13 protein-coding genes are annotated in these 12,353 nt (G+C 39.4%); all 13 read right to left on the reverse strand.

Annotated elements, in window-relative coordinates; translation table 11 throughout:
- Positions 1 to 2: 2 nt before the first annotated feature.
- Positions 3 to 293 carry a hypothetical protein gene (locus C9J35_RS00830; protein ID WP_054767145.1) on the reverse strand — a complete coding sequence of 97 codons (291 nt, stop codon included), beginning with the start codon at positions 291 to 293 and terminating at the stop codon, positions 3 to 5.
- Between the two features lie 174 nt (positions 294 to 467).
- Positions 468 to 1,691, reverse strand: coding sequence for a M16 family metallopeptidase (locus C9J35_RS00835; RefSeq protein ID WP_054767144.1), 1,224 nt, complete (start codon positions 1,689 to 1,691; stop codon positions 468 to 470).
- Positions 1,692 to 1,778: 87 nt separating this feature from the next.
- Positions 1,779 to 3,893, reverse strand: a complete 2,115-nt coding sequence (gene pnp, locus C9J35_RS00840) for a polyribonucleotide nucleotidyltransferase (protein ID WP_107923045.1) — start codon at positions 3,891 to 3,893, stop codon at positions 1,779 to 1,781.
- Positions 3,894 to 4,131: 238 nt separating this feature from the next.
- Positions 4,132 to 4,401: a 30S ribosomal protein S15 gene (gene rpsO / locus C9J35_RS00845; protein ID WP_010858490.1), complete on the reverse strand. Its 270-nt coding sequence runs from the start codon at positions 4,399 to 4,401 to the stop codon at positions 4,132 to 4,134.
- Between the two features lie 132 nt (positions 4,402 to 4,533).
- Positions 4,534 to 5,484 (reverse strand): riboflavin biosynthesis protein RibF, encoded by a 951-nt coding sequence (ribF, locus tag C9J35_RS00850; protein WP_107923046.1) that lies wholly within the window; start codon positions 5,482 to 5,484, stop codon positions 4,534 to 4,536.
- Between the two features lie 13 nt (positions 5,485 to 5,497).
- Entirely contained in the window at positions 5,498 to 6,409 is a 912-nt protein-coding gene (truB, locus tag C9J35_RS00855) for a tRNA pseudouridine(55) synthase TruB (RefSeq protein WP_107923047.1), read from the reverse strand.
- Positions 6,410 to 6,627: 218 nt separating this feature from the next.
- Entirely contained in the window at positions 6,628 to 6,969 is a 342-nt protein-coding gene (gene rbfA, locus C9J35_RS00860) for a 30S ribosome-binding factor RbfA (protein ID WP_107923048.1), read from the reverse strand.
- A 201-nt stretch (positions 6,970 to 7,170) separates the two neighbouring features.
- Positions 7,171 to 7,449, reverse strand: coding sequence for a DUF503 domain-containing protein (locus C9J35_RS00865; protein WP_010858486.1), 279 nt, complete (start codon positions 7,447 to 7,449; stop codon positions 7,171 to 7,173).
- Positions 7,449 to 9,737 carry a translation initiation factor IF-2 gene (gene infB / locus C9J35_RS00870; protein ID WP_107923049.1) on the reverse strand — a complete coding sequence of 763 codons (2,289 nt, stop codon included), beginning with the start codon at positions 9,735 to 9,737 and terminating at the stop codon, positions 7,449 to 7,451. Before infB ends, C9J35_RS00865 begins: the two co-directional genes overlap by 1 nt.
- 14 nt (positions 9,738 to 9,751) lie before the next feature.
- On the reverse strand, positions 9,752 to 10,060 hold the full coding sequence (locus tag C9J35_RS00875; protein WP_010858484.1) for a YlxQ family RNA-binding protein: 309 nt from the start codon (positions 10,058 to 10,060) through the stop codon (positions 9,752 to 9,754).
- A complete protein-coding gene (gene rnpM, locus C9J35_RS00880; RefSeq protein WP_107923050.1) occupies positions 10,057 to 10,335 on the reverse strand; it encodes an RNase P modulator RnpM in 279 nt (92 codons plus the stop codon). The genes C9J35_RS00875 and rnpM overlap by 4 nt, the downstream gene beginning before the upstream one ends.
- Positions 10,336 to 10,535: 200 nt before the next feature.
- A complete protein-coding gene (gene nusA, locus C9J35_RS00885) occupies positions 10,536 to 11,675 on the reverse strand; it encodes a transcription termination factor NusA (protein WP_054767143.1) in 1,140 nt (379 codons plus the stop codon).
- A 24-nt stretch (positions 11,676 to 11,699) separates the two neighbouring features.
- Positions 11,700 to 12,176 (reverse strand): ribosome maturation factor RimP, encoded by a 477-nt coding sequence (rimP, locus tag C9J35_RS00890; RefSeq protein ID WP_107923051.1) that lies wholly within the window; start codon positions 12,174 to 12,176, stop codon positions 11,700 to 11,702.
- Positions 12,177 to 12,353: the final 177 nt, after the last annotated feature.

Raw genomic sequence — 12,353 nt, forward strand, 5'->3', positions numbered from 1 at the left:
TCCTACAGGAACAATATCCAATAAGTGGATAAGTGAAGCATCTCTGTTAAAGGAACAGACGTCGTTGCCATTTTATCTGGTACCGTTGCTGGGAACGACGCTAATAATTGTTGGAACTTCCCTTCATCGACACCATCTTCAAATACATCCGCTTTTACAGCTGATGTACCAGCTTTTTGTTCCTGTGTCTCTACTTCAACTGAATCTTCCCTCTTTACTTTTTGTTGTTGTTCTGCACACCCAAAAAGTGCTAATGATAGCGCTATCAAACTTACACAAGCAAACTTCTTCATTTATAAATATCCTCCCATTAAATGATAATGATTTTCAATATCATTTATGCTATCAAAGTTTATTGAGAATATCAATAGTTTATTGAGAATATCAATAGTTAATTGAGAATGTGTTTTTCATAGGTACTAAAAAAGAATCATTCACTTTTTGCTTCGTGAATGATTCTTTCTTAGTTATAAATCAGGGCCAATTATGGAAATCGCAGGCTCTGCTTTTAATATTTTTGCTATTAAGCGATCTACTGATGCCATTGATACTGCATCAATAGAAGCTAAAACCTCATCTACTGAACGATGTCTTCGATGTACTAGTTCACTTGTACCATTGCGGTTCATACGTGCTCCAGTCCCTTCTAGACCTAATACAAAACTACCTTTTAGCTGTTCTTTTGCATTATCTAGTTCTTCCTCTGTTACACCACCTGCTAGGATATCAAGCATTGTGGCATCTATCGTATGTTGAAGCTGGGGCAATTGCTGGCGACTTGTACTACCGTAAATCGTAAATGCTCCAACGTCTGCATAACATGATTGATAAGAGAAAATTGTATAAGCCAAGCCACGTTCTTCACGCACCTCTTGAAAAAGGCGTGAACTCATATTACCACCAATAATGTTATTGAGTGCAATAAAGCTATACATATCTGGATCTTTTACACCAATCGCTGGATAAGACAGCGCTAAATGTGCCTGCTCCGTATCACGTGCTTTTACAATTTCGCCAGCTTGAAACTGAGGCTTTGTCAGAGTTGGTGCTATAGCTAGAGAGGATGCCTGATAATGCCCAAATAAATTCTCAATAGTTGCCAAAAGTTCCGCTGAGATATTTCCTGCAAGTGAAATAACGACAGATTCCGGTCCATAATGTTTAGCCATATAGTTGCGAATCATCTCAGCTGTAAATGTTTGTAATGTTGCTGCAGTTCCTAAAATAGGGCGACCAAGGGCATCATTTGGATACATGACTTGCCATAGCTTTTCATGGACATCGTCATCAGGAGCATCTTCACTCATTAAAATTTCTTCTAGAACCACCTGACGTTCCTTCTCTAATTCTTCCTTTGTAAATGTAGAATTAAAGAACATATCCGCTAATATTGTCATGGCAAGTTCCGCATGGTGATCCAACACTTTTGCATAGTAGCATGTATTTTCCTTGGATGTGAAGGCATTTAACTCTCCACCGATACGATCAAACTCTTCCGCAATTTGACGTGCTGAACGCGTTTTTGTTCCTTTAAATAGCATATGCTCGATAAAATGTGTAATACCGTTCTCCTCTGGCAACTCATAGCGTGAGCCAGCATCTACAAATATTCCAAGTGCGACTGAGCGCACATGGTCAATTTGCTCCGATACAATACGAACACCATTTTGACATGTATGTACTTGTACCAAATAATCTCCTCCATTAGCAATATGTTGATGTTACCCTGTTTCTTTATCTCAAAAAAGGCTGCGCATCACACGCAGCCTTTAACTTTTTTATTTATCTTGTTCAGCGCGTTCTTTTTCTTCTTGTACAACCACTTTACGAGATAAGTTCACACGACCTTGCTTGTCGATTTCAATTACTTTTACAAGTAATTGATCGCCAAGTTTGAGGACGTCCTCTACTTGTTTTGTGCGTTCTTCTTGAATCTCTGAGATGTGTAATAAGCCATCTTTACCAGAGAAGATTTCACAGAATGCCCCGAATTTTTCGATACGTTTTACTGTAGATAAATAGTACTCGCCTACTTTTGCTTCACGTACGATGTCTTCGATAATTTGTTTTGCACGCGCATTCATGTCTTCATCCGCAGAAGAGATGTAAATTGTACCATCTTGTTCTGTATCAATTTTCACGCCAGTTTCTTCAATGATTTTATTGATTTGTTTACCACCAGGCCCGATAACATCACGGATTTTATCAGGATTGATTTTCACAATGACGATTTTTGGTGCGTAAGTAGATAATTTTTCACGTGGCTCTGCAAGTGTTGCAAGCATTGATTCTAGAATGTGCATACGACCGATTTTAGCTTGTGTTAATGCTTCTTCCAAAATATTACGTGATAAGCCATCAATTTTAATATCCATTTGAAGAGCTGTTACACCTTTTGCAGTACCTGCTACTTTAAAGTCCATGTCTCCAAGATGATCTTCCATCCCTTGAATGTCTGTTAGGATTGAATAATGCTCGTCTTTTTTAATTAGACCCATTGCAATACCAGCAACTGGTGCTTTTAATGGTACACCAGCATCCATCATCGCTAATGTTGAAGCACAAATAGATGCTTGAGATGTTGAACCGTTTGATTCAAGAACCTCAGATACACAACGGATTGTGTATGGGAAGGCAGCTTCATCAGGAATTACTGCATCCAGTGCACGTTCACCTAACGCACCATGACCAATTTCACGACGGCCTGGTCCACGAATTGGGCCAGTTTCCCCAACTGAGAATTGTGGGAAGTTATAATGATGCATAAAACGTTTTGACTCTTCAACGCCTAAACCGTCGATAATTTGCACATCACCCAGTGCACCTAATGTACAAATAGAAAGGGCTTGTGTTTGTCCACGTGTAAATAATGCTGAACCGTGTGTACGCTGTAGTAAACCTGTTTCAGAAGAAAGTGGACGAATCTCATCTAGCTTACGACCATCAGGACGGATTTTATCTTCAGTAATTTGGCGACGTACTTCGTCTTTCACCATTTTATCTAAAATTGTATACACTTGTTTCATTGTTGTGTCATCTGCTTCTTGCTCTTCATATGAAGCAACAATACGTTCTTTCACTGCTTGAATCGCTTCATCTCGCGCATGCTTTTCAGCAGTTTGAATGGCATCATGCATCTCAGTTTCACAAGCTGCTTTAATATCTGCTTGAATCGCTTCGTCTATTTCGAATAAAGTAATTTCTTTTTTCTCTTTACCAACCTCAGCTACGATTTGCTCTTGGAAAGCGATAATTTTTTTAATTTCATCATGACCAAACATAATTGCCTCAAGCATAATTTCTTCAGGCACTTCTAGAGCACCTGCTTCAACCATGTTGATAGCGTCCTTGTTACCTGCCACTGTTAAGTGTACAGTTGAATATTTCGATTGTTCAACAGTTGGGTTCACGATGAATTCACCGTCGATATAACCAACTTGAACGCCTGCGATTGGTCCGTCAAACGGAATATCCGAAATCGATAATGCTAAAGATGAACCAATCATTGCAGCCATTTCTGCCGTACAATCTGGATCATTAGACATTACCATTGAAATCACTTGTACTTCATTACGGAAACCATCTGGGAACATTGGACGAATTGGACGGTCAATTAAACGGCTCGTTAAAATCGCATTCTCAGAAGGACGGCCTTCACGTTTAATAAAGCCACCAGGAATTTTACCTGCTGCATATAAACGTTCTTCATAGTTTACTGTTAATGGGAAGAAATCTAGTGGTTTTGGTGATTTTGACATTGTTGCGGTTGCTAAAACAGAAGTATCTCCATAGCGCACTAATGCAGCTCCATTTGCTTGTTTAGCTAACTGTCCTACTTCAATAATAAGTGGACGGCCAGCCCATTCGTAGGAATAGACTTTCTTTTCGTTCATTCAATGAACCCCTCTCTATTATAAAAACACTTACTCGTCTGTATGTACTAATAGTAAGTGTACCAAAAATGCTTGTTCTATGCTAAATATTTCATTAAATAATCATACATTTAAATTTAGTTATTGCCAATTTATTTAGGATTTATTTCTTTTTGGTTTAAGTGGCTTTATTTTAGGTTGCTATAAAGTTTTAAAACATAAAGAAAAAGCGGGAATAATCCCGCTTTTCGATTGTCAATTAGCGACGTAAGCCTAAACGATTGATTAGTTCACGGTAACGTTGAACGTCAGTTTCACGAAGGTATTTAAGTAAGTGACGACGACGACCTACCATTTTAAGAAGACCACGCTCAGAGTGGAAATCTTTTTTGTGTGTACGTAAGTGCGTGTTTAAAGCGTTGATTTCCGCTGTTAAAACTGCAACTTGTACTTCTGGAGAACCAGTATCACTTTCGTGTGTACGGTACTCAGCAATGATTTCGTTTTTACGTTCTTGTGTAATAGCCATTTTTATTGACCTCCTAAATAATTGTTAATCCCCATTAGCACAGTAAACGTTGGAGTCATCGATGTACCGAGCTAAGGTTAAGCACTTTATGCACTTATGAATGTTACCATAAAACAAAGGACCAAGCAAGCATTAACGCAGAGCCTCAAAATATTGAATCGTTTCTTGTTTGTCTTTTTCGATTTGTGTTTTCAACGCTTCTATGCCATCGAATTTTCGCTCGCTCCGAATCCGTTTATACCAAGTGACATGTACTTCTTCACCATAAATATTTTTTTCGAAGTTTAAAATATGTACCTCGATAGATAATTGCTTGTCATTCGGATCCTTGAACGTTGGTTTATAGCCTACATTGCATACACCATCATACCATTTATTTTGTACAAGGAGGCGTACAGCATACACACCACTTGCTGGAATATAGGCACCCTCTAATGCTTGGACATTCGCTGTAGGGAAGCCAATTGTACGTCCACGCTTATCTCCGTGTACAACCATACCTGTTACCTCGAAAGGACGTCCTAATAGCATATGTGCAGCCTCCATATCGCCCTCTTGCAATAGCTTCCGAATACGAGTGGAGCTAATTTTTTCAAGCTCATCTGCCTTCTTCTCAACAACTGTCACGCCATAATCGCCATTGCTTAATGTGCGCATATCTTCCATAGTGCCTTTGCCAAATGCACCAAATGAAAAATCAAAACCTGCTGTCACATGCTGAATATTCAATGAACGGATAAAAGTATCGACAAAATCAGCTGGTGAGAGCTTGGCAAAATCAGATGTAAAATGCACGACGAAAACTTTATCAACGCCTTGTTCTTTAAATAGCTGTAATTTCTGTTGCAGTAATGTAATGTAAAATACCTTTTCATTACGTCCACCTAGCACCAACGAAGGGTGTGGATCAAATGTCATAACGGCGGTTGGAATTTGTCGCTTGTTCCCTTCTTTCTTTGCTGCTTCAATAACTGCCTGATGTCCTATATGCACGCCATCAAAGAATCCAATGGCCAAAGAATACGGTTGCATACTTTCTCGTTGTTGCAATTGATGTGGGTATTTTAAATGAATGACCTCCATACAAAAAATCCTCCTACTCTATCGTCGGGAACATTTTATGTGGCTTCATAAACCCTTCCTTCGTCGGATGAGCTTGATATACCGCAAATGCTTTCCCATTAATTCCAAACACAATTTTATCATGTATCTTTAATAATGCATCTGCCGGAAGCACTTGTCCATTGAAAATTTCTTTTTCAATAGCAGGCGTTATCTCAATGTACGGATAATCTGATAATGCATACTCAACTGGTAGAATACATGTATTTACTTGCTCTACTTCCATTAGTTCCGCAACTTGCGCCAATGTATAACAATGCTCTTGTGTAAATGTACCTGACGCCGTACGGACCAGTTCTTTCATATGTGCTGGATATCCAAGTGCCTCGCCAATTTGAACCGCTAATGTGCGTATATACGTGCCCTTGCTACATGCTATACGGATAGGGAAAGTAATTTCTTGTCCTTCATAAACCTCGACATCATCTAGTAACTGTAATTCATAAATTGTCACCTGGCGGCTTGGTCTTTCGATAGTTTCTCCTTTACGTGCATATTCATATAAGCGTTTGCCATTCACTTTAACTGCCGAAAACATTGGTGGTGTTTGAGTAATAAGGCCTGTTAGGGATGCTAATACTTCAAGCACTTTAGCACGTGTAAAAGACTTATTTGTGCTATCTTCCTCAACTGTTTCGCCTTCTGCATCCTCTGTTGTAGTTGTCCGACCAATGGAAATAACTGCTTCATACGTCTTGCCCGTATCTGTTAAATATTCTGCAATACGAGTTGCTTGTCCAATGCAAATTGGCAGGACACCCTCCACACCAGGATCTAGAGTACCTGTATGGCCGACCTTTTTTGTACGCAATATTTTTCGTAATTTAAAGACGCAATCATGGCTCGTCATGCCGCGTTCCTTCCAAAGCGGTAAAATACCGTTCATATAAATCCCCCTAAAATTAACCTTGGCGTATTTGTACTGCCATATAGAAAAAAGCCTGCCTGCATAGACATGCATGTGGCAGACTTTTTTTCTATTCTTGTTTAGGCCTAAGCGTCATTCCCTTAAAGTCGTTTCAATCCTGAATGAAAGTATAAATACGCACTTTCACTTCGGTCTTTCCATGCTTATTGGGATAAATCGGCACTTAAACACTTTTGTTATTCTTTGTGTAAATCACGTAGTAATGAATCAATTCGATTCCCATATTCAATCGATGAATCAAATTCAAAGATTAACTCAGGTGTACGTCGTAAACGGATACGTGAACCGATTTCAGAACGAATGAAGCCCGAAGCTTTTACTAAGGCTTTTAGTGTTTCCTCTCGTTCTCGATCATTGCCTAGCGAAGTTATATAAATTGTTGCTTGTTGTAAATCACCTGTTACTTCAACACCGGTAACAGTTACGAATCCAACACGTGGATCTTTGATTTTACGGCCAAGAATTTCACCAAGTTCTTTTTTCATTTGCTCAGCAACACGATTTGAGCGTAGAGACATAGTTCGTCACCTCAATTTCGATGTCCAGATATTTGCACTACTTGCTTATGGTCGATTCCTGCTGACACATACCGACTGTAAAACATAGTGGAACGTCACACGTTTGAATCCTTCAAGCAATTGTTGTACATGGAAAATGACATAGCTGAAAACAGCAATATGCTTTGTCATGTATAAACAAGCACTAATACCCTTCCCTACTTATAAATAGTCTCGCCACACATTTAACTGCTCCCATGACGGATTTGACTGCAAATAGTGGAGTGCATGATTGATTTCACGCTCAGCTGCATCTTTCGAGGAAGAAACAGCAACAAGCGCTAATTTTGTCCGTTGCCACACATTTTGATGGTCAATTTCCGCAATGGAAACATTAAATTTCTGCTTTGTGCGAGTAATCATTCGCTGTAAGACAGCGCGTTTTTCCTTTAACGAATGGGCAGTTTGAATGATGAATTCAACCTCTGCATAGACAATCATTATGGACGTTTAATCTCTTCCATAATGTAAGCTTCAATAATGTCGCCTTCTTTAATATCATTGAAGTTTGTAATTGTAATACCACATTCGTAACCTCTTGCAACTTCTTTTACTTCGTCTTTGAAACGTTTTAATGTATCTAATTCACCTTCAAAAATCACGACATTGTCACGGATGACACGAACGCCAGAATCACGAGTAACTTTACCTTCAGTTACGTAAGAACCAGCAATTGTACCAACTTTTGACACTTTAATCGTTTGACGAACTTCAGCTTGACCAATAATTTTTTCTTCAAATTCTGGGTCAAGCATACCTTTCATCGCTTGCTCGATTTCTTCGATTACTTTATAGATTACACGGTGTAGACGAATATCTACGCCTTCTTCTTCAGCTGCACGTTTTGCATTGACATCCGGACGTACATTGAAGCCGATAACAATCGCATTTGATGCTGCTGCAAGAGAAATATCTGATTCAGTAATAGCGCCAGCACCAGTGTGGATAATTTTCACGTTAACGCCTTCGACATCAATTTTCATAAGTGATGCAGCCATTGCTTCTACAGTACCCTGTACGTCAGCTTTCACGATTAAGTTAAGTTCTTTCATTTCGCCTTGGCTCATTTGTTCAAATAAGTTATCCAGTGTGACACGTTGTTTTTCAGAACGTTGTGCTTGAATCGCTGTCATTGCGCGTGTTTCACCAACTTGGCGAGCCGTTTTTTCGTCTTCAAATACAACGAAGCGGTCACCGGCTTGTGGCACATCGTTTAAACCTGTAATTTCTACTGGTGTCGATGGACCAGCTTCTTTCACACGACGGCCTTTATCATTGACCATTGCACGTACACGACCATATGCATGGCCCACTACGATAGGATCTCCAACTTTTAATGTGCCATCTTGTACTAAAAGTGTTGCTACTGAGCCACGGCCTTTATCAAGCTGTGCTTCAATAACAGTACCAAGTGCTAAACGGTCAGGATTTGCTTTTAACTCGCCAACTTCTGCTACAAGTAATACCATTTCTAATAATGTATCGATACCTTCACCTTTTAATGCCGAGATTGGTACGAAAATTGTTTCGCCACCCCAAGCTTCAGGTACTAAACCATGTTCCGTTAATTCTTGCATAACGCGATCAGGGTTTGCAGAAGGTTTATCCATTTTGTTAACCGCTACAATAATTGGCACTTCTGCCGCTTTTGCATGGTTAATGGCTTCAACAGTTTGAGGCATTACACCATCATCCGCTGCTACTACTAAAATTGTTAAGTCCGTTACTTTCGCACCACGTGCACGCATTGTTGTGAACGCAGCGTGTCCAGGTGTATCTAGGAATGTAATTTTCTTGTCGCCTTCTGTTACTTGATACGCACCGATATGTTGCGTAATACCACCCGCTTCTCCGGCTGTAACTTTAGTGTGACGGATAGAATCCAGTAACGTTGTTTTACCATGGTCAACGTGTCCCATAATCGTTACTACAGGCGGACGTTCTGATAATACTGCTTCATTTACTTCTTCTGGTTGTTCGAAGTGTGTTTCTAAATCCGTAATATCTACACGGATTTCTTCTTCTACTTCTACACCATAGTCTGCACAAATTAACTCGATAGCATCCTTATCTAATTCTTGGTTAATTGTCGCCATTACACCAAGCATAAATAATTTTTTAATGATTTCAGATGGCTCACGGTGTAGTTTTTTTGCTAATTCTGCAACAGAAAGAGATTCAACAAATGTAATTTTTTCTGGTAATTCCTTTTGTTTCACTGGTAATGTAGGTTGGTGCGTTTTTGGATGACGGCGTTTACCACCGTGAATTCCTGGTTTTGGACGTTGGTTATAGCCTCCGCCTCTACGGTTATTATTATTATTATTGTTATTATTATTATTTTGTGTCATATTTCGATTTTGATTACCTTTAGTATTCTTAGATTTTTCGTTAGACGAATTTTGGTTTTGGTACGATTGTTGCTGATTGTTCGTTCTCGGCTTAGAAGTAGCAGAGTGCTGCTTTTGTTCCTCTTGTTTTTTCACCGATTGTTGTGGTTTCTGTTGCCCATTAGCTTGTGATCGTTGTGATACATTTTGAGTAGGTTGTTTCGCCTCTTTTTTGTCAGATGCTGGTTTAAATGATTGGTTTAACTTCGTCACAGTGTCGTTTTCCAACATAGACATATGATTGGTTACACTCACATTTAATTTATTTAGCGCTTCAATAACCTCTTTACTCGATTTATTCACTTGTTTCGCATATTCATGAACTCTGATTTTGGTCATCTGCTCACCCCCGATTATTTTTCGTTGAGTAGACTAGACAATTTGCTTGCAAAACCCTTATCGGTAATAGCTAGAGCCACTCGGGCTTCCTTACCTGTAGCATGTCCTAGATCATAACGATCGCCAACTACATGATACTCAACGTTGTAATACGTGCATTTATCTTGAATTTTTTTGCTAGAGTTTTTAGAAGCATCGTTTGCAAGCAGTACTATTTTAGCATTACCATTGCGGACTTCCTTTACTACTAACTCTTCTCCTGAAATGACTTTACGGGCTCTTGCCGCGATGCCAAGCAAATTAAACACTGCTTGATTTGTCATAGTATTGACTCCCTACGAATGATCGTTAGTAGTTCTTCGTAGACTTCTTCAGGAATTTTCACATCAAGTTGGTGCCCTAAAACATTTTTCTTGCGTGCGATGTCAATCGCCTGTTCAGACTTTGAAACATAGGCGCCACGTCCAGGCTTTTTACCCGAAACATCAACGCTTACCTCGCCTTCCTTCGAACGCACAACCCGAATCATTTCTTTTTTTGGTAGCATTTCTCCAGTGGCTACACACTTTCGAAGAGGCACTTTTTTATTAACCGCCATAAGAATCACCTTTCCTCTCTGAAGCTTCGTAAGAGGTGGACTAACCATAATCAAAACTGCTTCGGCGTAGCATTCGGATTTGGCATTGTACATGACAATGTCAAATCCATGTCATCAAGCCGGAGACTCTGACTTAATTCAGTCGGCGCCCAACCGCCCACTGAATTAAGTCAGTTGACTAGTCACACGGGCTTTCTTACTTATTCTTCGTCGTCTTGATATAAGTCAACTGCTACATCTTCGTAGTCGCTTTCTTCATCATCCGCCGGTACGAAAGTACTTGTTGCAGATGGATAAATACCTAACTCACGTGCATCTGTTTCACTTTTAATATCAATTTTCCAACCAGTCAGTTTTGCAGCTAAGCGAGCATTTTGACCACGTTTACCGATTGCTAATGACAATTGGTAGTCTGGTACGACAACAGTTGTTGATTTTTCTTCCTCATTCACTTGCACATCTAATACTTTTGAAGGGCTAAGTGCATTCGCTACAAATACAACAGGATCTTCTGACCATTCAACAATATCAATTTTCTCACCGTTTAATTCATTGACAATTGTTTGTACACGCGCACCTTTTGCACCAACACAAGAACCAACCGGATCAACTTCTTCATTATGTGCATAGACAGAGATTTTAGAACGATCTCCGGCTTCACGTGCAATGGATTTGATTTCGACAATACCTTCATAAATTTCTGGTACTTCCATTTCAAACAAGCGACGTAGTAAGCCAGGATGTGTACGCGAAACAATGACTTGTGGGCCACGCGTCGTACGTTCCACTTTCGTAATGTATACTTTGATACGATCATGAGGATGATACGTTTCACCTTGAATTTGTTCGTTTTGTGGTAACGCTGCTTCGACTTTACCTAGACCAACATAAATATTACGTGCATCTAGACGTTCAACAACACCAGTTACAATATCATCTTCGCGGTCAACATATTGCTCATAAATTAAGCCACGCTCTGCCTCACGTACACGTTGTGTAACAACTTGTTTCGCAGTTTGTGCTGCGATACGGCCAAAATTACGAGGCGTTACTTCTTGCTCCACGATATCCGCTAATTGATAGGCTGGATTGATGACTTTGGCATCTTCTAATGAAATTTCTAAGCGATCGTCCTCAACTTCTTCGACAACATCTTTTCGTGAAAACACACGAATTGAGCCCTTATCTAAGTTTAAATCTACACGGACATTTTGAGCTTGGTTAAAGTTGCGCTTGTATGCTGTTACTAATGCAGCTTCAATCGCTTCGATTAACACATCTCTTGAAATTCCTTTTTGTTCTTCTAGCGCTGTTAGCGCATCTAACAAATCACTACTCATTTTGTTTTCACTCCTAAATATGCATTATGCTGAGAAATCGATGGCAAGTCGTGCCAAAGCGATTTTTTCCTGTTCAATTGTTACTGTAATTTTTCGTGTTTTAATACGTACTTCCATCACTAATGTATGATTATCGTATGACGTTAAGTAGCCTTGGAATTCCTTCATGTCCTTGATGGGCTCATAGGTTTTTACATAAATTAATTTACCAATCGCTTTTTCAAAATCAGCATCTTTTTTCAATGGACGTTCTGCACCTGGTGAAGATACTTCTAAATAATAGTTTTGTGTAATCGGATCTTTTTCATCCAACAGTAAACTAAGTCGTTCACTAACTTGAGCACATTGGTCAATGTCGATTCCACCCTCTGGTGTATCTACATAAATACGTAAAAACCAGTTACGTCCTTCTTTTACGAACTCGATATCTACTAACTCAAGATTTAACTCTTCAACAATTGGAATGGCAAGTTCTTCAATTACAGATGGTACTTTGCTCATTGTTTCCTCCTGCATCTTTCAATTTCTGGCGTAATAAAACAGAAATTCCACCATTTGCTTTGGTGAAATTTGACGGTCTTACCTGCTGTTAGTCTAAAAATTTGTTTTGCTACAATATAACAACAGAAAAGAGCGGGAAGGACCCACTCTTTTGCTGGAAAACTATCAACAAATTAT

This window comes from Lysinibacillus parviboronicapiens, assembly GCF_003049575.1.
GTDB classification, from domain to species: Bacteria; Bacillota; Bacilli; order Bacillales_A; family Planococcaceae; genus Lysinibacillus; species Lysinibacillus parviboronicapiens.